Below are 19,636 nucleotides of genomic sequence, written 5' to 3' on the forward strand. Positions count from 1 at the left end.
TTGCTGTAGAGGGGCCGAGCTTTCACGCAGGCCCTTTATCCTTTGCGGCGAACTCACAGGAGGATGTTTTTTCCATGCGCCGCTTTGAACTCATCGAGGGAACCGCCAGCAAATTCTGGGAAATCGAGCAGGCAGACACCGAGCTCAACATTCGCTGGGGCCGCATCGGCACCGCGGGCCAGAGCCAGACCAAGTCGTTCGACGACGCCACCAAGGCTGCCACCGCGCTGACCAAGCTGGTAACCGAGAAGACCGGCAAGGGTTACTCTGAAGTGGGCGTGGCCGCCAGCGCGGCCATCGGCAAGACCGAGGCGAAGCCGAAGGTCGAGGCCAAGCCCAAGGCCGAGAAGGCAGCTGCAACGACGACGCACGAGGTCCCATCGAGCGCAGCCACAGCCGCGGAAGAACCCGCGGCCCCCACCGAAAGCATCGACGCACAGGCCGACCGCGCCTTCGAGGCAGTGCGCGCGCAACTCGAAGCCGACCAGCTCAAGCCGACGGACGCGCTGTCGGTGGCGGTGCTCAAGCGCCAGCACGGCGTGAGCGAACAGGGCGCGGCACTCGCCTTCAAGCGGCTCAAAGAGCAGGGGCTGCTTTCCGGCTGGGGTACCACCGCCACGCCGGGCAAGCGCGCAAAGGAGATCGCGCGGCAGCTCGCGACCACGGCCGGCAGCACCGCTGCGCCGCTCACCCTGCCCTCTGCCGTCGATGCCGCGAACGGCACCGACACGCCGCCCTGGCTGGCCGCCGGCACGCCGATCCGCTTCACGCCCGAGATGCGGCGCGTGGCCTTCGCGTCGCGCCGCTTCCCCCAGCCGGTGGAGAGCCGTGGCGAGACAGCCGCGTGGTTCCTGGCGCAGCGCAAGCTCGAAGCCTCGATCGACCTCGACGGCACCGACGCCGCGCTGCGCCCCGCCGCGCAGCGCCTGCTCGAGCGCATGGCCGCACCATCCACCGGCTCGGCGCCCGGCCCGGACGCCGAGGCCGACGCGCTGATGCTCGCGCTGGCGCTGGCCACCTCGGGCTACTACGGCGAGAACGAGCCGGCTGAAACGATCGTCGACTACCTGGTCGCGCAATACGGCCTGGCCGACGCCGTGAACATCATGCTGGACGCGCAGCGCGTCCAGATCGAGACCGACCACGACTACAAGACCAAGACCCGCAAGAGCCGTTTTTCCGGCACCGTGACCCGGCCAATGAGCAACGGCTGGCGCGGCCCGCTGGGCCAGGGCGAACAGGCCATGCGGCGCCACTTGGCCGCGGCCGGGCCCGAGGTCTGGCAGGAGTGCCGCGACCGTATCGAAGCCGCTCTGCCGCAACTGCATGCGATCCGCCGCCCGGTCATCGCGATGCTGCTGCCCGACGCGCCAGAAATCTCGAATGCGCTGGCGCACGCCCTCGCGGCCGAGAGCGACACGCCCGAGACCCTGCACTGGCTGGCGCTGACCGCCACCGACCCCGCGGCCATCGCGCTGGCGGCGAAGGCGCGGGTCGGCTACTCCACCGGCTTCTGGGGCCACGACAACATGGTGGCCACGCTGATCCAGGAGCGCGGACTCGATGCGGTCGAAGGGCTGGAGCGCGGCGCCGCCAACGATGAAGCCGGCGACGGCCTCGCCGCCATCGGCACACCCGAGGCAGTGCAGGCGCTGGCGCGCGTGGCCGGCAGTTCCAAGGCTGCGCTCGCGCGCTTCTCGCTCTCGGTCGACCGCTGGCCGCAGGCGGCGCTGGTGGCGCTGTCGCGGCTGGTCGCGGCCGGCGGCAAGGACGCCAACCTCGTCACGCCCAGCCTCACGCGGCTGCTGCGCGCGCACGCAGGCTCGGTCGACGCGCTGCGCCCCTGGCTCGACGCCGGCGCGCAGGCCGTGATCGACCGGCAGCTCGCGCTGCTGGCCGGCCCGGCCGAAGTGGCCGGCGCGGACGAGCTGCCGGGCGTACTGGCCGCGCCGCCATGGCTGGCCAAGCTACAGAAGAAGGCGGCCGGCTCGCTCGTGCTGGAGCCACTGGCGCTGGCCCCTGTCGAGCGCTGGGACGATGCCGCGCACGCGAACGCGCTGAGCACCAATACCTGGCAGAAGAGCCGCCACTCGAGCGCGCAGCAGGACGTGCATGTCCTGCTCGAGGAACTGGGCTTCGACCGCAGCAAGCAGGCTCTGCGCCCCCTGGGCGATGCCGCAGCAGCAGCTGTTGCCGCCGGCGATGCCGATGCGCTGGTCGCCAGCTGGCGCGCCATGGTGGCCGAGCGCAAGAAGGAGCGCTACTACTGGTTCCGGTTCCAGTCGGCCTATGCGGCGATGCTGCCGGCCGCCGTCGGTGTGCCCTTCTGGAACGCGATCGCCGGCGAGGCCGAGGACTACGGCATCGGGCGCATCCTCGCGACGCACGGCCTGGCGGTGTTGCCGGGCCTGTTGTCGATGGTGCGCGCCAAGCCGGGCGAGAACCTGGCCTTCGCGCTCTACTACGGCGCTCCCGAACTCGCGCTGCCCGCCGCGCGCGCCTTCGCGAAGCTCAAGACCTTGCGCGCCACCGGCCGCGAATGGCTGCTCAAGTACCCCGAGCACGCCGCCTGCGGGCTGATCGCACCGGCGCTCGGCAAGGCTGGCGAGGCGCGCGACTGCGCGGGCTCGGCGCTGCGGCTGCTGCAGGCCAATGGCCACGAGGCACTGCTGCTCGAAGTCGCAGGCCGCTACGGCAAGCCCGAGGTGGTGGAAGCACTGCGTGCCGTGCTCGACGAGAGCCCGCTCGACCGCTTCCCCACCAAGCGCGCGAAGCTGCCCGAGTTCTGGCAACCGCGCGGCTGGCGCCGGCCGGTGCTGAAGAACGGCAAGGCCCTGCCCGACGACGCGCTCGACAACCTCGGCCAGATGCTGACCTTTCCGACCAACGAGGAAATCTACGGCGGCATTGCCGTCGCCAAGGAAGCCTGCGACGCGGAATCGCTCGCCGACTTCGCCTGGGACGCCTTCACCGCCTGGCTCGAGGCCAGCGGTCCGAGCAAGGAAGGCTGGGCCCTCACCAGCCTGGGCCAGCTAGGCAACGACGACACGGCCCGCAAGCTCACCCCCTTCATCCGGGCATGGCCCGGCGAGGCGGCCCACGCGCGCGCCGTCACCGGGCTCGACGTGCTCGCCAACATCGGCAGCGACGTGGCGCTGATGCTGCTCAACGGCATCGCGCAGAAGGTCAAGTTCAAGGGCCTGCAGGACAAGGCGCGCGAAAAGATCGACGCCATTGCCGAGGCGCGCGGCCTGAGCACCGAAGAACTCGAGGACCGGCTCGCGCCCGACCTCGGCCTCGACGAGCAGGGCACGATGCGTCTGGACTTCGGCCCACGCGCATTCAAGGTCGGCTTCGACGAGACACTCAAGCCTTATGTACGCGAAACCGGCGCCGACGGCGTCGATGGCGCGCGCCTGCCCGACCTGCCCAAGCCCAAGAAGACCGACGACGCGGAACTGGGCAAGGAAGCGGTCGAGCGCTTCAAGCTGCTCAAGAAGGACGCGCGCACCATCGCGAGCCAGCAGCTGCTGCGCCTCGAGGTCGCGATGTGCGCGCGCCGCCGATGGACGCCCGAGGTGTTCCGCACCTTCCTGGTTGAGCATCCGCTGGTGCGCCACCTGGTGCAGCGCCTGATCTGGGCCGTGTACGAGGTCGACGGCGGCGGCAGCTACGGCGGCCGGCTGCAGGCCTGCTTCCGCGTGGCCGAGGACGGCGGCTACACCACCGCGGAGGACGACGCCTTCGAGCTGCCTACGGGCGAGAACGTCCGCATCGGCGTGCCGCATGCGCTGGACCTCTCGGCCGCCGACGCCGCGGCCTTCGGCCAGGTGTTCGCCGACTACGAGCTGTTGCAGCCCTTCGCGCAGATCGGCCGCGACGTCTACACGCTGACCGAGGAAGAGAAGAACAACAACAAGCTCGAACGCTGGAAGAACGCCAAGGTGCCCACGGGCCGCGTGCTCGGCCTCGCCAACAAGGGCTGGCGCCGCGGCGAGGCGCAGGACGGCGGCGGCATCTGGTACTTCACCAAGCCGCTGGGCACCGACCGGGTGATCGAGCTGTACCTCGACCCAGGCATCATCGTCGGCATGGTCGACGAGTACCCCGAGCAGCAGCTCGGCGAGGTGCAGGTCGGCAAGCCTTCGGGCTGGGGCAACATGCAGGACGCGGAGAAGCTGCACCAGCTCGATCCGATTTCCGCGAGCGAACTCATTCGTGACATGGAGGGCCTTCGGGCATGAGGCTCGTGGAATGAGGCTCGCCCCCAGGCTTTCGCGCACTTCGTGTCGCTGCGCCTTCCCCCTACCGGGGGCAACACCTGCGGCCCGGCAAAGCCGGTTCCGCGGTGTTCCCCGAAATTTGACCTGACCTGTTTCAAAGATGGCCACCACCAGCAAGACCAAAGACAAAGACGCGGCGCAGCAGCAGCAACTGCAGCGCCCGCCAGCCGAGATCCTCTACGCCGCACAGCTCGCGCGGCTGCAGGCGCAGGACAAAGACCCGCGCCCGCCCGGCTGGGCACTGGGCCTGAAGGCCGCGCGCTCGTTCATCCTCGGCGATGCGGCGCTCGACATCGCACCGAAGATCGTCGCGCCCGTGGCAAGCATCGAGCGCATGCTCGTCACGCTGGCTACCGGCCGCGGGCTGATGCTGGTGGGCGAGCCGGGCACGGCGAAGTCGATGCTGTCGGAGCTGCTGGCCACGGCCATCTCGGGCATCTCGACGCTCACCATCCAGGGCGGCGCGTCGATCACCGAAGACCAGATCAAGTACGGGTGGAACTACGCGCTGCTCATCAACGAAGGCCCGAGTCCGCGCGCGATGGTGCCGGCGCCGCTGTACCTCGGCATGCAGCAGGGGCAGGTGGTGCGCTTCGAAGAAATCACGCGAGCGCCGCTGGAAGTGCAAGACTGCCTGCTCGGCATGCTGTCGGACCGCGTGATGGCGGTGCCCGAGCTGTCGGGCGAGCACGGCATGCTCTATGCGCGCGAGGGCTTCAACATCATCGCCACCGCCAACACGCGCGACCGCGGCGTGAACGAGATGAGCGCGGCGCTGAAGCGGCGCTTCGACTTCGAGACGGTGTTTCCCATCCTCGACTTCGACCGCGAACTGGCGCTGGTGCAGGAGTCGTCGACGCGGCTGCTCGCGCAGAGCGGCATTCCGAAAACCGTGCCAGCACCTGTGCTGGAGCTGCTGGTGTCGACCTTCCGCGACCTGCGTGGCGCGCCGACCAAGGGTGACAACGGCAACGCAGGCGATGCCGCGATGGACCGGCTCACCGCCGTGATGTCCACCGCCGAAGCCGTGAACGTGGCGCATGCGGTCGGCGTGCGCGCCTGGTTCCTCGAACAGCGCGAAGGCTCGCCGGCCGACCTGGTCGACTGCATCGCCGGCACGGTGGTGAAGGACAACGCGGACGACCGCGCGAAGCTGCGGCGCTACTTCGAGCAGAAGGCCGCCAAGCGCAACGGTGCCCACTGGCGCGCGTACTACGAAGCACGCCACCGTCTGCCCTGAACACGCGCCGATGCAGCAACCCCATATCGTTGGCGTGCGCCATCACAGCCCGGCCTGCGCGCGGCTGGTGGCCGAGCGCATTCGCACGCTGCGCCCGGCGTACGTGCTGATCGAAGGCCCGGCCGATTTCAACGAACGCCTCGACGAGCTGTACCTGCCGCACCAGTTGCCGGTGGCGATCTACAGCTATCTCTCGGGCGACCAGACGCACCGCGGTTCGTGGTCGCCCTTTGCCGAACATTCGCCCGAGTGGCAGGCGCTGCAGGTGGCGCGCGAGGTCGGCGCCACCGTGCGCTTCATCGACCTGCCGGCCTGGCACGACGCCTTCTCGCGCATGGAGAACCGCTACGCCGACGTGGCAGACCACGAGCACGAGGAGCGCGCCGAAGCCTACGAGCGCGCGCTGACCGAAAAGCTCTCGGTGCAGGGCCGCGATGCGCTGTGGGACCACCTGTTCGAGGACGGCTGCGATGCGGCTGAGCTGGCGCAGCGCCTCTCGACCTATTTCGACCACCTGCGCGGCGAAGACCGCGGCTCGCAAGGCAACCAGGCACGCGAGCAGATGATGGCGCGCTGGATCGCCTGGGCGATGGCGCAGCCGGGCGAACCGGGCCGGGCGCAGGCACTGGTGGTGTGCGGCGGCTATCACGCGCCCGCGTTGGCGCGGCTGTGGCAAAGCGTGCCGACTGAACTGCCCGCCACGCCGCAGCCCTCGCTCGAATCCTCCGACGATGAAGAAGCGCCGGGGACGCCCGACCCCGAGGCCACGCTGCGCTTCGGCTCCTACCTCGTGCCCTACACCTTCAAGCGCCTCGACGCCTTCGCGGGCTACGCATCGGGCATGCCCTCCCCGGCCTACTACCAGTGGGTCTGGGACCATGGCCCCGAAGGCGCCGCACACCGCGCGCTGCAACACGTGATGCAGCGCCTGCGCGAAAAGAAACTGCCCGCTTCCACCGCCGACCTGATGGCCGTGCACCTGCGCGCACAAGGGCTCGCGCGGCTGCGCGGGCACGAGAAGCCGCTGCGCTCCGACTGGCTCGACGCGCTGGCCGGCGCGCTGGTGAAAGACGCGCTCGATGCGCCCCTGCCCTGGACTTATCGCGGCGCGATCCGCCCCGGCACCGACCCCGTGCTGGTGCAGGCCATGGACGTGCTGGCCGGCGACACCGTCGGCCGCCTCGCGCCCGGCACGCCGCAGCCGCCGCTGGTGGCCGCCGTGCAGGCCGAGCTCGCGGCGCATGGCATCGTGCTGCGCGGCCAACTCAAGCTCGACCTGCTGCTCGAAACCGACCGCGCGAAGAGCCGCGTGTTGCACCGGCTGTCGATCCTGCGGCTGCCCGGCGTGCGCCGCACGCAGGGGCCGAAGCTCGCGATGTCGGGCGAACGCACCGAACTCTGGTCGCTGAGCGAGCCGCTGGAGCAGCAGGCCGCGTTGATCGAGGCCGGCGCCTGGGGCGCGAGCCTGCACGATGCGGCGCGCGCCCGGCTCGAAGACGATCTGCGCCAGGCCCACGGCCGCATCGGCCCGCTGGCCGACGGACTCAACCAGGCCGCGTGGGCAGGACTGTCGGCGCTCAGCGATGCGCTGCTGCGTGAGTTGCGCGGCGCAATTGCCAGCGAGCCGCGCTTCGAGGCGCTGGGCCCTGCGCTGTCGGTGCTGCACACGCTGCTGCGCCACGGCCAGATGCTGGGCATGGCCGATGCGCCGGTGCTGCGCGTGGTGATCGAATCGGGCTTCGACCGTGCGCTGTGGCTGCTGGAGCCGCCCGCCGCCATCACACCGGCAGACATGCAGGCGCACCTCGAAGGCCACCTCGCGCTGCGCCGGATCGTGGCCGACGTGCTGGCCCATGCGCAGGACAACGCGCACGATGCGCACGCACCGTCGCTGCTCGATGTGGAGCCAGCCCGCGCGCTCGCCGTGTGGCAGCGCAAGGCCGCCGACACCAGCGCAGCGCCCGTGAGCCGCGGTGCGGCGCTGGGCGCAACGCTGAGCCTCGCTGGCCGGATTACCGATGCCCAAACGCACAGCGATCACGGTGTGAGCGAAGCCATGCAGCTGCTGCACTCGCTGCCCGCGCCGGTGCTCGGCGACGCGCTCACCGGGCTGCTGGCGCTGGCGCGCGAAACGCTGTCGTCCGAACCCGCTTTCGTCGCCGGCATGGACCGCACCGTGCAGGCATTGGACAACGCCGACTTCGTGCGCGCCATGCCCAGCCTGCGCGCCGCCTTCGCCTGGCTGCCGCCGCAGGAGCGCGGGCTGCTGGCCGACCAGGTGCTGGCGCTGCACGATGCCACGCACCTGTCGCGCCGCGCGCTCACGGCCCATCGCACCGGCGAGGCTGCGCCCGAGCAGCTGGCCGAAGCACGCCGCGTGGAAGACGCCGTGCTCGCGCGCCTCGCAGCCTGGGGCGTGACACTGGAAGACGCGCAAGGAAGGCCCCACCCATGAGCCTCGACATTCCCGATCCGCTTCAGCGCTGGCGCCTGTTGCTGGGCGACCCGGCCGAATCGGCCTGCGGCAGCCTGAGCGCCGAGGCGCAGGCCGCCGATGCCGCGCTCGACTGGCTCTACGGCCGCGACGGCGACCGCGCGACCCGTGGCGAACGCAGCGCGGGCCTGGGCCCGTCGGCGCTGACCACGCCGGACTGGATCAACGCCATCCACACGCTCTTTCCGAAGGAAGTGATCGAGCGGCTGGAGCAGGACGCGGTCGAGCGCTACGGCATCGACGAGGTTGTGACGAACCTCGAAGTGCTGGAGCGCATCGAGCCTTCGGAATCGCTGCTGCGCGCGGTGCTGCACACCAAGCACTTGATGAACCCGCAGGTGCTGGCGGCCGCGCGCAAGCTGGTGGCCGAGGTGGTGCGGCGCATCATGGAAAAGCTCGCCACCGAAGTGCGCCAGGCCTTCAGCGGCAGCCGCGACCGGCGCCGCCGCTCGCGCATGAAGGTGGCGCGCAACTTCGACTTCAAGCAGACGCTGGCGGCCAACCTTCACCGCTACGACCCGCAGCGCCGCAAGCTCTACGTGGAACGGCCGGTGTTCATCAGCCGCACCAAGCGGCATGCCGAGCCTTGGGACATCATCTTGCTGATCGACCAGAGCGGCTCGATGGTCGACTCGGTGATCCACAGCGCGGTGATGGCCGCCTGCCTGTGGCAGCTGCCCGGCATGCGCACGCGGCTCGTGGCCTTCGACACCGCGGTGGTCGACCTGACCGCCGACGTGTCGGACCCGGTCGAGTTGCTGATGAAGGTGCAGCTGGGCGGGGGCACCGACATCGCCAAGGCTGTGGCCTATGCGCAGTCGCTCGTCGCCAATCCGCGCAAGAGCATCGTGGTGCTGGTGAGCGATTTCTACGAAGGCGGCAGCGAGCATGAACTGGTGCGCCGCGTGAAGGCGCTGGTCGAGTCCGGCGCGAAGGTGCTGGGGCTGGCTGCGCTCGACTCGAAGGCCGAGCCCAACTACGACCGCGAGATGGCAGCGCGGCTGGTGCGCGAAGGTGCGCAGATCGGCGCGATGACGCCGGGCCAGCTCGCCGGCTGGCTGGCCGAGAAGGTGCAGGGATGAGCGGCTCCACGACAACATGGCGTGCCGACCTGCTCGAGCTGACGCCCGAGGCGCTGACGGCGCTGGCCAACGCGGGCTTCGTCAAGCGCGCGCAGAAAGACGTAGCCGCCGGCCTGCTGCCGAAGTTGGAGACCGGCGCCGACGGCGTAGTGCAGGCGCAGTTCGATGACGGCGTGCGCACCAGCCTGCCGCCGGGGCGCACGCTGCGCGATGCGCAGTGCAGTTGTCCGGCCAGCGGCATGTGCCGGCATCGGGTGATGCTGGTGCTGGCTTACCAGGCACAAGCTGCGTCGGAAAAAGCCGATGCGCCGGCAGCGGCCGACGAGGTTTCAGCGGAGCCGGACGGCGCATGGAGCCCCGCCCAGTTCGACGATGCTGCGCTGGCCGCGAGCCTCGCGCCCTCCGTGCTCGAACAGGCGAACAAGCTCGCCGCCGCGCGCCCGGTGGTCGGCGTGCAGGCCTGGCGCAGCGCCAGCGCGCCGCCCGTGGCGCGGCTGCCGATGTGCAGCGTGCGCTTCTTCTCGCGCAGCTCGCTGGTTCATGCGCGCTGCGATTGCAAGCAGGGCAGCGGCTGCGCGCACGTGGTGATCGCGGTGTGGGCCTTCCGGCAGGCCGGCTCGCTGGCGCCCGGCTCGGCGGAGGTGATGGTCGAGGTGCAGCCGTCCGCATCGGCGGGCATGGATGCTGCGGACCCCACACCGCAGCCCGCAGCAATGCAAGGCGAAGCCGCGCTAGCCCTGCGCACGCAGATCGACGCCCTGCTGCTGTCGCTCTGGCTCGACGGTTCCAGCCAGCCGCTGATGGCGCTGGCGGCCCGCTTCGAGGCCGTGCGCAGCCAGACGCGCGCGCTGGGCTGGAACTGGATCGACGACGCGCTCGACGAGCTCTGGCAACTGCTGCAGGCCCAGCAGGCGCGCAGCAGCCGATTCGAGCCGCTGCGGCTGGTGCGCGTGCTGACCGAGCTGTGGGCGCGGCTGCAGGCGGCGGCGCATGCCGGGCGGCCGCAGGATGGCTCCGCACGGCCAGCGCTGCCGGCCAGCCAGATCCTAGGCATCGGCGTGAAGGGCGAGGTCGCACTCGACCATCTGCGGCTGGTGTCGCTCGGCGCGGAGCTCTGGTCCGACGAGGCGGCCGAAGGCGCGAACATTCTCTTTGCCGACCCCGACACGCAGAACGTGACCGTACTGGAACGCCAGTGGTCGCGCGAGGCCGACGCCGCAGCCGGCGGCGCGGCACCCAACCTGCTGAACCGGCGTGTCGCGGGCTTTCCGCTGCGGCAGCTGGCAAGCGGACAGGTCATCACCAAGACCGCGACGCGGCGCGCCAACGGGCTGGTCGACATCACGGCAGGCGCGCGGCAGACCGGCGTACTGCCGCTGTCGCCGAAGTCGTGGGACGACCTGGTCGCGCCGCTGCGGCAGGACAGCGTGGCGGGGCTGGTGGCGCATCTGAAAGAAGCGCAGCCCGATTTCGTCCGGCCGCGGCAGGCGGCGAGTGGCGCATCGGCTGGTGCCTCAGGGCAGCTGCATGTGGTGGCGTTCGAACGCATGGATGTGGCGTCTTGTCACTGGGATGCGGCGGCGCAGGTGCTGCATGCGCGGCTTGGACAGGCGGCGGCGGACGAGGCGAACGAAGCCAAGGCCGAAGACGCATGGCTGCACCTGGCGTTGCCGCATCGCGCGGCCACGCCCGGTGCCGTCGATGCGCTGGCACGCACGCTCGCCGGCGAATACGGCGCGCTGCGTGCCGTGGCGGGCACTGTGCATCTGCAGGGCAGCCAGGCAGTCATGCAGCCTCTGAGCCTGCTGACGGCGCAACGCGCGGTGGTGCTGCAGGTCGAAGCGGTCGCGCCGAAGCCACTGGATCTGGAAAGCGACGCCGAAGATGTGCCCGCGTTGAACGCGCTGGCCGGCGACACGCTGGAACTGCTGGCGCTGTGGCTGCGCCAAGGCTTGCGCCATCAGGGCGGTGGCGCAATGTCGAAGGCGCAAGCGCAGGTGCTGCGGCTGAAACAGGCCGGGCTGGGGCGAGGCGCAACGCTGCTGGAGGCCGTGCTCGAAAACTTGCGGTCGGCGCAAAGGCCGGCGCTGGTGGCGCAGCTGGCAATGCTGGGCTTGCTGATGCAGGGCGTGGCGCAATCGGCCTCGGCATGAAAAAACCCCTGAGCCGGTTCAGGACTCAGGGGTTTTTTGCTTGGTGCCGCTTGTCGGAATCGAACTGACGACCTTCCGCTTACAAGGCGGGTGCTCTACCAATTGAGCTAAAGCGGCGAAATTCCAGTGCGTGATTCTAGTAGCGCCAGCCGGCATGGCCGGCTGCTCGCTCCTGCCGCTACTTGACGCGCTTGAGCGAGGGCCTGGTGCCGCCACCGGCCGGCGGGCGCGGCGGCTCGTCGACCGGATCAGCGGGCGAGCCCGCATCGACCGTTTCGTCGCCGTCCTCGCCCGTCACCAGGTGAACGATCTTGCCGGCATCGCCTTCGGTGCCGCGCGAGGCGTCACGCAAGGGCATGCGGGCCGGACCCTGGGGCGAAGGCATGGAAACCGGGCCATCGCTGCCATCGTGCTCCGAGGGAACCGACGGTGCCGGCGCGGGGAACGCCATGCCCTGTCCGTTTTCGCGTGCGTAGATGGCAATCACGCGCCCAACCGGCACGCTGATTTCACGCGCCGTACCCGCAAAACGGGCCTTGAACTCGATGAAGTCGTTGCCGAGCTTGAGCGAGCTGGTCGCGTCGAAGCTGATGTTGAGCACGATCTCGCCGTTCTTCACGTACTCGCGCGGCACCTGCACGGTGTCGTCGACCTGCACCGCGACATAGGGCGTGAACCCGTTGTCGGTGCACCATTCGTACAGCGCCCGGATGAGGTACGGGCGGGTGGAGGACGACTCGAGCGCGTTGATCATGAAAAACTGCGGGAAGCGATGGAAGCAGGCACGAAGCTTACTTACTTTCGCATGACCTTTTCAGAAGGCGTGAGTGCTTCGATGTAGGCCGGGCGCGAGAAGATGCGCTCGGCGTACTTCAGGAGCGGTGCCGCGTTCTTGCTGAGGTCGATGCCGTAGTAGTCGAGGCGCCACAGCAGCGGCGCGATGGCCACGTCGAGCATCGAGAAGTTGTCGCCCAGCATGTATTTGTTCTTGAGGAACACGGGTGCCAGCTGCGTGAGACGGTCGCGGATGTGCGAGCGGGCCTTTTCCAGCGCCTTCTCGTTGCCCTTGGTGGTGCGGTTCTCGAGCGTCGAGACGTGCACGAAGAGTTCCTTCTCGAAGTTGAGCAGGAACAGGCGCACGCGGGCGCGGTCGACCGGGTCGCCGGGCATCAGCTGGGGATGCGGGAAGCGCTCGTCGATGTACTCGTTGATGATGTTCGACTCGTACAGGATCAGGTCGCGCTCGACCAGGATCGGCACCTGGCCGTACGGGTTCATCACGCTGATGTCTTCGGGCTTGTTGTAGAGATCGACGTCGCGGATCTCGAAGTCCATGCCCTTTTCGAACAACACGAAGCGGCAGCGGTGGGAAAAGGGGCAGGTCGTTCCTGAATACAAGACCATCATGGCGAGAGACTCCTAAAAATCAAAAAGAGTGGGTCGCGTTGGCAACCCACTCTGTGGGACCGGATGCCCGAGGGTATCCGGTCGGCGTGGACGGAACTACTTGACGTCTTTCCAGTACGAGGCGTTCAGTCGCCACACGAATACCACCGACATGGCCAGGAACAGCAGCACCCACACGCCGATGCGGATGCGGGTGTTCTGTGCCGGTTCGGCCATCCATTGCAGGTAACTCACCAGGTCGCCGACCGCATTGTCGTACTGCACGGGCGTCAGGGTGCCGGGAGTGACTTGCTCCCAGCCCTTGAACACTTCGGTTTCGTGGCCGTGCTGTTCGACCTTGGTGTAGACCGGGCGGCGTTCGCCTTGCAGTTCCCACAGGGGGTTCGGCATGGCGACGCTCGGGAACACGAGGTTGTTCCAGCCGGTGGCCTTGGTGTCGTCGCGGTAATAGGTGCGAAGGTACGTGTAGAGGTAGTCGGCGCCGGTGCCGCCGTGGCCGGCGCGCGAGCGGGCGACCAGCGTCAGGTCGGGCGGCGTGGTGCCGAACCATTCCTTGGCCTGGCGCGCATCGATGTTGGCCTTCATGGTTTCGCCGACCTTGTCGGTCGCGAACAGAAGGTTGTCCTTGATCTGCTGCTCGGTGATGCCGATGTCCTGCAGGCGGTTGTAGCGCATGAAGGCCGCCGAGTGGCAGTTCAGGCAGTAGTTGACGAACAACTTCGCGCCGTTCTGCAAGGCAGCCACGTCGGTCGTCTTGTTGGGCGCCTTGTCCCACGCGATGCCTTCGGACTCGGCCGATGCCGCCGCGGAAAAGGTCAGGCCCAGTGCGAGACCCAGGACCGCGAGCCAGCCGGAAATGCTTTTCTTCATCGTGTTTCTCTCAGCTCTCTTGCGCTTCTGGTTCTCAATGAGCGGCGAAGACCACGCGCTCGGGCACGGTCTTGAACTCGCCCTTGCGGCTCCACCACGGCATCAGCAGGAAAAAGCCGAAGTAGAAGAGCGTGCCGATCTGCGAAATGGTCTGCGCGATGTCGAGGGCGAAAGAGCCGATGACCAGGTTGCCCCAGACGCCGGGCGCCTGGATGCCCAGGTAGCCCAGGATCAGGAAGAAGAACACGAACACGCCGTACACGTACTTGTGCCAGCCTGGACGGTAGCGGATCGACTTGACTTCGCTGTGGTCGAGCCACGGCAGGAAGAACAGGATGATGACCGAGCCGCCCATGATGACCACGCCCCAGAACTTGGCGTCGAAGTTCTTGAGCAGGAAGATCACGACAGCCGCCACAACGACGCCGGCAATCTTCAGGCCCATGCCCGACTTGCCCTTGACGAGGTTCCAGATGGCGGCCGCGGCAACGATGAGCGCGAACACGTTGACCATGTCGTCGGTGGTCGCACGCAGCATCGAATAGAAGGGCGTGAAGTACCAGACCGGCGCGATGTGGTTCGGCGTCTTCAGCGAATCGGCCGGAATGAAGTTGTTGTATTCGAGGAAGTACCCGCCGGCTTCAGGGGCGAAGAAGATCACCGCCGAGAAGATCGTGAGGAACACCACTACGCCGAAGATGTCGTGCACCGTGTAGTACGGATGCGACGGAATGCCGTCCAGCGGATGGCCGTCGGGGCCGCGCTTGGCCTTGATCTCGATGCCGTCGGGGTTGTTCGAACCCACTTCGTGCAGTGCGATCAGGTGGGCCACCACCAGGCCGAGCAGCACCAGCGGCACGGCGATCACGTGGAAGCTGAAGAAGCGGTTCAGCGTGGCGTCGCTCACCACGTAGTCGCCGCGGATCAGCAGGGCCAGGTCAGGGCCGACGAAGGGAATGGCGGCAAACAGGTTCACGATCACCTGGGCGCCCCAGTAGGACATCTGGCCCCAGGGCAGCAGGTAGCCCATGAAGGCTTCGGCCATCAGGCACAGGAAGATCGCGCAGCCGAACACCCAGATCAGCTCGCGCGGCTTGCGGTAGCTGCCGTACATGAGGCCGCGGAACATGTGCAGGTACACCACGATGAAGAACGCCGAGGCGCCCGTCGAGTGGATGTAGCGGATGAGCCAGCCCCACGGCACGTCGCGCATGATGTACTCGACCGATGCGAACGCCTGGTTCGCGTCGGGCTTGTAGTGCATGACGAGGAAGATGCCGGTGACGATCTGGATCACCAGGACCAGCATGGCCAGCGAGCCGAAGATGTACCAGAAGTTGAAGTTCTTCGGCGCGTAGTACTTGCCCCACTGGTCGTTCCAGAGCTTGCTGAGCGGGAAGCGGTTGTCGACCCAGTTCAGCAGCTTCTCGCTGGCAGGAGCGTTGGGGGAAATCTCGTGGAATTCAGCCATGTTCTTCTTCCGCCTCAGGCCTTCTTGGAGTCTTCACCGATCAGGAGCTTGGTGTCCGACAGGTACATGTGCGGCGGCACCGGCAGGTTGTCGGGCGCGGGCTTGTTCTTGAAGACTCGGCCGGCCAGGTCGAAAGTGGAACCGTGGCAGGGGCAGAGGAAGCCGCCTTCCCAGTCGTTCGGCAGCGAAGGCTGCGGACCGGCCTGGAAGCGGTCGGTCGGCGAGCAGCCCAGGTGGGTGCAGATGCCGACCACGACCAGCACGTCGGGCTTGATCGAGCGGTGCTCGTTCTGCGCGTACTTGGGGGTGAATTCGTCGGGGTGACGCTTGGAGAGGGGGTCGGCCAACTGGCCGTCCAGCTTGGGAAGTTCGGCGATCTGCGCGGGGGTGCGCTTGAGGATCCAGACCGGCTTGCCGCGCCATTCGACGGTGATTTTCTCGCCGACCTTGAGGCCCGAAATATCGACCTCGACCGCGGCGCCCGCGGCCTTGGCCTTCTCGGAAGGCTGGAAAGTGCTCACAAAGGGAACGGCGGTTGCCACGCCGCCCACCACGCCGGCGCAACTGGATGCAATCAACCACGTCCGCTTGCTGGTGTCGATCCGGGGCGAGCCGGAGGTCATGTCACTCATGGGGATCCTCTTGTCTTCTTCGCTGGAGCAGGAGTCAACCCGCGATTGTAGCGGGGCGCTCAAGGGATATTCAATGGCCGCCATGCGCGTGGCCGGCGAACGACGGCAAGGCGCGCCGCATTCGCGGGGCGCCCGCCGGGGGCGACAAGGGCTGTCGCCGCGGGGACTTCAGTTCAGAAGGCCGTGCTGCATCGCCTCGTGGACCGCCTGGGTCCGCGACTTGACGGAAAGTTTGCGATAGATGCTCTTCGCATGAAACTCGATGGTGTTGACCGACAGATAGACCGCATCCGCGATCTGCCGGTTGCTCCAGCCCTGTGCGATGAGGCGCAGCACCTTGAGTTCCCGTGGCGACAGCAGGCCCTGCGGCAGCCTGGCGGAAGAAGCCTGCTCCGACGACGACGACGACGGCACCGGGGCCTGAACGCGGATGGGCTCGATGGTGCGCGCCTTCGCGTAGGCGGCAATCGAGCCGAGGATGCGCCGCGCGATGCGCGAATCCATCGGCGAGCCGCCGCGCTCGATGGAGCGCAGCAGATAGGCGAGTTCGGCGTCGTCGGCTTCAGTCAGCAGGTAGCCGATGGCGCCGGCAGCGATTGCCGCGTTCACGAGTTCCTGGTCGTCGGTTGCCGACATGCCGATGCTCTCGATGCGCGGATAGGCCTGGCGCACATGCTGAAGCAGCGCGGCGCCGTCGTTGCCCGGCAGCCGCATGTCGACCAGCACGAGGTCATAGGGCAATGCCGCCAGCAGGTTGAGCGCCTCGGCCCGGCCCGACGCGATCACCACGCGGCGATGCGGTGCGAGTTCGGCGAGGATGCGCCGCATGCGGTCGGCGGCGATGGAATCGTCCGCGACGATCAACGCTGCGTGAAAAACGCCGCCATACAACTGCGCGGCCGATGGCACATGCCGCGCGACGGCGGCGTATTGCATGTTCATTTCCATGACCGTTCTCCTGCCGGCACGCAACGGACTTCGCCCGCGCTGCATGTGTTTTCAATGCCCAAGAAAAAATTGATCACGCGGCGTCCTCTGGCTCTGTAGCTACCCGCAGGTAGTGACGAAATGTTGACTTTCGTTTCAGATACCGCAGGAACGATGCCCACGCGAAGGAACACCGGGGCGCATGGCGCGCCAGCGCGTGTAGTACTTTGATTTCATTGAAGAAATTGCCTCGAACGACCTGAAAAACGAGGGCTTGAGGAGGCCTTGAAAAGACCGTTTTTCCGCCGTTGTTACGTGCGGGTTACTGCGTGTGTTACGTAGCACCGCGCCACACGAAACGCGCTCCGGAACGCGTATCGGAACGTCACCACGCGATTTGCGCGATGTCTGCAAAGCCGTATGGGCGTTGGCTTTGCGGACACAGCAGCGGCAAGGCCGGCCCCTATACTGGGTTATCGGCCTTTTTCACTTGCATGAAGGCCGGCGTTTCCTCCAGCGGCCGACCTCCTGATCCGTCCATCACACGGCTTCATGAACTCACCTTCTCTCGCCCCCGCACCCTCCACATCGGCAGCAGATGCCGGCAGCCTTCTGGAACAGGGACTGGTGCTGCACCGGGTGGGCCGTTTCGCCGAAGCCATCCAGGTCTACGAAGCCCTGCTGTCGCGCTTTCCGGAGCATGCCGACGCGCTGCACCTGACGGGCGAAGCGCTGTACCGGCAAGGACGGCCGAAGCTGGCGCTGAACTACGTGAACCGCGCAATCGCGCGGTCGCCGCACCACTTCTACTTCAACACCCGCGCGACGATCTTCATGCACATGGGCCTGCCGGCCGAAGCGCAGCAAGACCTTCGCCGCGCGATCAAGGCGCTGCCGAACTACCCCGAGGCCTACGTGAACCTGTCGGCGGTGTACCGCCAGCAGAAGAAGTTCCGCCAGGCCCGCGAGGCCGCGGCCGAAGCCACGCGGCTCGCACCGCAGGCGCCCGCAGCATGGAACAACGCCGGCGCAATCGACATGGAGCAGGACCGCTTCGACGAAGCGATCGCGCAGTTCCGCCAGGCGCTCGCGCTCGACCCGGGCTATGCAGCCGCGCACAAGAACATCGGTAAGATCCGCGCGCACCAGAAAGACTGGGCCGCCGCGCTCGACTCGTACGAGCGGGCCGCGGCCGACCCGCAGGATTGCGAGGCCGCCTTCATGCTCTCAAGGGCGCTGCAGAGTTGCGGCCGCACCGAGGAGGCAATCGCGCCCATGCAGCGCGCCATGCGCAACTGGCCGCCCGAGGAGCGCCACAAGGCGCTGTCCGACCCCGAAGGCGTGGCCGCGCTCTACGGCGTGTGCGGCGCGCTCGAGGGCGTGTCGATGCGTTTTGCAGAATCGGCTGAGCTCTACAAGCTAGCGCTGGAAAGCCTGCCCGAGCACGAGCTGCTGCTGAACAACTTGGGCACGGTGAACTTCCGGCTCGGCCATTTCGACACTGCCATCGAAGTGCTCAAGAAGGCACTCGAAGTGCATCCACGCCAGGTGCTCGCACGCTGCAACCTGGGCGTGACCTATGTGATGGCCGGCCAGTCGGAGGCGGCCATCGCGGAGTTCGAGCAGTGCCTGCGCGACGACCCCGACTTCATGCCGGCCATGGTGTGGATGCTGGGCGAAAAGGCGCACATCGCCGACTGGAACGGCGTGCCCGAACTGCGCGCCAGGATCGCGGCGCTGCTGGACAACCCGAACAACGACCAGACCGTGTCGTCGTTCATCCTGATGTCGAACTACGACGATGCGCGCCGGCTGATGAACTGGACCCAGCGCTCCGCCACGCTGGCCGGCCGGAGCACGGGCATCAGGCCCTTCAGCGATGCGCTCACGCGCCGCACGTCGCCGCGCATCCGCGTGGGCTACTACTCTTTCGACTTCCGCAACCACCCCGTGGCGCACCTGACGGCCGAGCTGTTCAGCCTGCACGACCGCAATGCGTTCGAAGTGTTCGTCTACTCCTACGGCCCCGACGACGGGCACCCAGCGCGCGCGCGCATCGCCGCGTCGGCCGAGCACTTCGTCGACATGCACGGCCAGTCGATCCAGCAGATGGCCGAGCGCATCCGCGAGGACGAGATCGACATCCTGATCGACCTCTCGGGCGACACGCGCGGCGCCAAGCCGCAGGTCATGGCCTATCACGCAGCGCCGGCGCAGCTCATGTGGCTGGGCTACATGGGCACCAGCGGCACGCCGAACTACGACTACCTGGTGTCCGACAACTTCCTCTCGCCGCCGGGCACGGAAGACTGCTACACCGAGAAGCTGCTGCGCCTGCCCGAGACCTTCCAGGTGATCGACACGAAGCGGTCCGTCAATCCGCACAAGGCCACGCGCGCCGAGCACGGCCTGCCCGAAGACGCCTTCGTGCTTTGCAACTTCTCGCAGTCGTTCAAGATCCAGCCCGAGACCTTCGAGGCGTGGGTGCGCATCGTGCAGGGCATTCCGAACTCGGTGCTGTGGCTGGCACAGGGCCCGCACGGCTTCGAGCGCAACCTGCGCGCGCAATGGGACAAAGCGGGCCTGCCGGCCGAGCGCCTGATCGTGTCGCCGCGCATGCCGGTCGACCAGCATCTGGCGCGCATCGGCCTGGCCGACCTGTTCATCGACACCTTCCCCTACAGCAGCGGCGCCACAGCGAACGACGTGCTCTGGTCGGGCGTGCCTCTGCTGGCGCTCACGGGCACGACGATGGTGTCGCGCATGGCGGGCAGTCTGCTCGGCGCCATCGGGCTGCCGGAGCTGGTGGCCACGAACCACGACGAGTACGTGCAGAACGCCACCCACTACGCCACGCATCCGGAGGAGCTGGCGGCGCTGCGCGCACGGCTCGCGGCGGCCAAGGACGCGCGCCGCGGCTACTTCGACACGCCGCGCTTCGTGCGCCATCTCGAGGACGGCTTCAGGCAAATTACCGCGCGCAGTCGTGAAGGGTTGCCGGCCGCGCACGTCGATGTTGCACCACGCTCGCTGGAGAAGTGAGCAATCGCGGGCATACTCGACTTTCCTTCAACAGC

12 protein-coding genes and 1 tRNA gene are annotated in these 19,636 nt (G+C 67.8%); 6 read left to right on the forward strand and 7 right to left on the reverse strand.

Going from position 1 to position 19,636, the window contains the following annotated elements; translation table 11 throughout:
• The first annotated feature begins 74 nt into the window (after positions 1 to 74).
• The 5 genes from ACSFCA_RS06350 (at position 75) to ACSFCA_RS06370 (ending at position 11,252) form a co-directional block, all read left to right on the forward strand.
• Positions 75 to 4,244 (forward strand): WGR and DUF4132 domain-containing protein, encoded by a 4,170-nt coding sequence (locus ACSFCA_RS06350; RefSeq protein ID WP_435458983.1) that lies wholly within the window; start codon positions 75 to 77, stop codon positions 4,242 to 4,244.
• 139 nt (positions 4,245 to 4,383) lie between these two features.
• The gene (locus ACSFCA_RS06355; RefSeq protein WP_435458984.1) at positions 4,384 to 5,523 is read left to right on the forward strand and encodes an ATP-binding protein; all 1,140 of its coding nucleotides are present in this window, start codon (positions 4,384 to 4,386) and stop codon (positions 5,521 to 5,523) included.
• A 10-nt stretch (positions 5,524 to 5,533) separates the two neighbouring features.
• Positions 5,534 to 7,978, forward strand: coding sequence for a DUF5682 family protein (locus ACSFCA_RS06360; RefSeq protein WP_435458985.1), 2,445 nt, complete (start codon positions 5,534 to 5,536; stop codon positions 7,976 to 7,978).
• On the forward strand, positions 7,975 to 9,099 hold the full coding sequence (locus ACSFCA_RS06365; protein WP_258350942.1) for a VWA domain-containing protein: 1,125 nt from the start codon (positions 7,975 to 7,977) through the stop codon (positions 9,097 to 9,099). The genes ACSFCA_RS06360 and ACSFCA_RS06365 overlap by 4 nt, the downstream gene beginning before the upstream one ends.
• Positions 9,096 to 11,252, forward strand: coding sequence for an SWIM zinc finger family protein (locus ACSFCA_RS06370; RefSeq protein ID WP_435458986.1), 2,157 nt, complete (start codon positions 9,096 to 9,098; stop codon positions 11,250 to 11,252). Before ACSFCA_RS06365 ends, ACSFCA_RS06370 begins: the two co-directional genes overlap by 4 nt.
• Before the next feature lie 41 nt (positions 11,253 to 11,293).
• Here ACSFCA_RS06370 and ACSFCA_RS06375 read toward each other — a convergent pair.
• The 7 genes from ACSFCA_RS06375 to ACSFCA_RS06405 all read right to left on the reverse strand — a co-directional run bounded on the left by ACSFCA_RS06375 (position 11,294) and on the right by ACSFCA_RS06405 (position 16,580).
• Positions 11,294 to 11,369, reverse strand: a tRNA-Thr gene (locus ACSFCA_RS06375).
• A 61-nt stretch (positions 11,370 to 11,430) separates the two neighbouring features.
• Entirely contained in the window at positions 11,431 to 12,006 is a 576-nt protein-coding gene (locus ACSFCA_RS06380) for a ClpXP protease specificity-enhancing factor (RefSeq protein ID WP_435458987.1), read from the reverse strand.
• Positions 12,007 to 12,047: 41 nt separating this feature from the next.
• On the reverse strand, positions 12,048 to 12,659 hold the full coding sequence (locus ACSFCA_RS06385; RefSeq protein ID WP_007835362.1) for a glutathione S-transferase N-terminal domain-containing protein: 612 nt from the start codon (positions 12,657 to 12,659) through the stop codon (positions 12,048 to 12,050).
• Positions 12,660 to 12,755: 96 nt separating this feature from the next.
• Positions 12,756 to 13,529: a cytochrome c1 gene (locus ACSFCA_RS06390; RefSeq protein ID WP_093048682.1), complete on the reverse strand. Its 774-nt coding sequence runs from the start codon at positions 13,527 to 13,529 to the stop codon at positions 12,756 to 12,758.
• Between the two features lie 34 nt (positions 13,530 to 13,563).
• Entirely contained in the window at positions 13,564 to 15,000 is a 1,437-nt protein-coding gene (locus tag ACSFCA_RS06395; protein WP_093048679.1) for a cytochrome b, read from the reverse strand.
• 14 nt (positions 15,001 to 15,014) lie between these two features.
• The gene (gene petA, locus ACSFCA_RS06400; protein ID WP_093048676.1) at positions 15,015 to 15,632 is read right to left on the reverse strand and encodes a ubiquinol-cytochrome c reductase iron-sulfur subunit; all 618 of its coding nucleotides are present in this window, start codon (positions 15,630 to 15,632) and stop codon (positions 15,015 to 15,017) included.
• Positions 15,633 to 15,800: 168 nt separating this feature from the next.
• Positions 15,801 to 16,580, reverse strand: a complete 780-nt coding sequence (locus ACSFCA_RS06405) for a response regulator transcription factor (RefSeq protein ID WP_435458988.1) — start codon at positions 16,578 to 16,580, stop codon at positions 15,801 to 15,803.
• A 531-nt stretch (positions 16,581 to 17,111) separates the two neighbouring features.
• Here ACSFCA_RS06405 and ACSFCA_RS06410 point away from each other — a divergent pair.
• A complete protein-coding gene (locus tag ACSFCA_RS06410) occupies positions 17,112 to 19,601 on the forward strand; it encodes a tetratricopeptide repeat protein (RefSeq protein ID WP_435458989.1) in 2,490 nt (829 codons plus the stop codon).
• Positions 19,602 to 19,636: the final 35 nt, after the last annotated feature.

This window comes from Variovorax multivorans, assembly GCF_051216835.1.
Taxonomy (GTDB): Bacteria; Pseudomonadota; Gammaproteobacteria; order Burkholderiales; family Burkholderiaceae_C; genus Variovorax.

Bases quoted from the DNA above. Each gene is read 5' to 3' on its own strand.
- ACSFCA_RS06350 (WP_435458983.1), top strand. From the start codon at position 75: ATGCGCCGCTTTGAACTCATCGAGGGAACCGCCAGCAAATTCTGGGAA.
- ACSFCA_RS06355 (WP_435458984.1), top strand. From the start codon at position 4,384: ATGGCCACCACCAGCAAGACCAAAGACAAAGACGCGGCGCAGCAGCAG.
- ACSFCA_RS06360 (WP_435458985.1), top strand. From the start codon at position 5,534: ATGCAGCAACCCCATATCGTTGGCGTGCGCCATCACAGCCCGGCCTGC.
- ACSFCA_RS06365 (WP_258350942.1), top strand. From the start codon at position 7,975: ATGAGCCTCGACATTCCCGATCCGCTTCAGCGCTGGCGCCTGTTGCTG.
- ACSFCA_RS06370 (WP_435458986.1), top strand. From the start codon at position 9,096: ATGAGCGGCTCCACGACAACATGGCGTGCCGACCTGCTCGAGCTGACG.
- ACSFCA_RS06380 (WP_435458987.1), bottom strand. From the start codon at position 12,006: ATGATCAACGCGCTCGAGTCGTCCTCCACCCGCCCGTACCTCATCCGG.
- ACSFCA_RS06385 (WP_007835362.1), bottom strand. From the start codon at position 12,659: ATGATGGTCTTGTATTCAGGAACGACCTGCCCCTTTTCCCACCGCTGC.
- ACSFCA_RS06390 (WP_093048682.1), bottom strand. From the start codon at position 13,529: ATGAAGAAAAGCATTTCCGGCTGGCTCGCGGTCCTGGGTCTCGCACTG.
- ACSFCA_RS06395 (WP_093048679.1), bottom strand. From the start codon at position 15,000: ATGGCTGAATTCCACGAGATTTCCCCCAACGCTCCTGCCAGCGAGAAG.
- petA (WP_093048676.1), bottom strand. From the start codon at position 15,632: ATGAGTGACATGACCTCCGGCTCGCCCCGGATCGACACCAGCAAGCGG.
- ACSFCA_RS06405 (WP_435458988.1), bottom strand. From the start codon at position 16,580: ATGGAAATGAACATGCAATACGCCGCCGTCGCGCGGCATGTGCCATCG.
- ACSFCA_RS06410 (WP_435458989.1), top strand. From the start codon at position 17,112: ATGAACTCACCTTCTCTCGCCCCCGCACCCTCCACATCGGCAGCAGAT.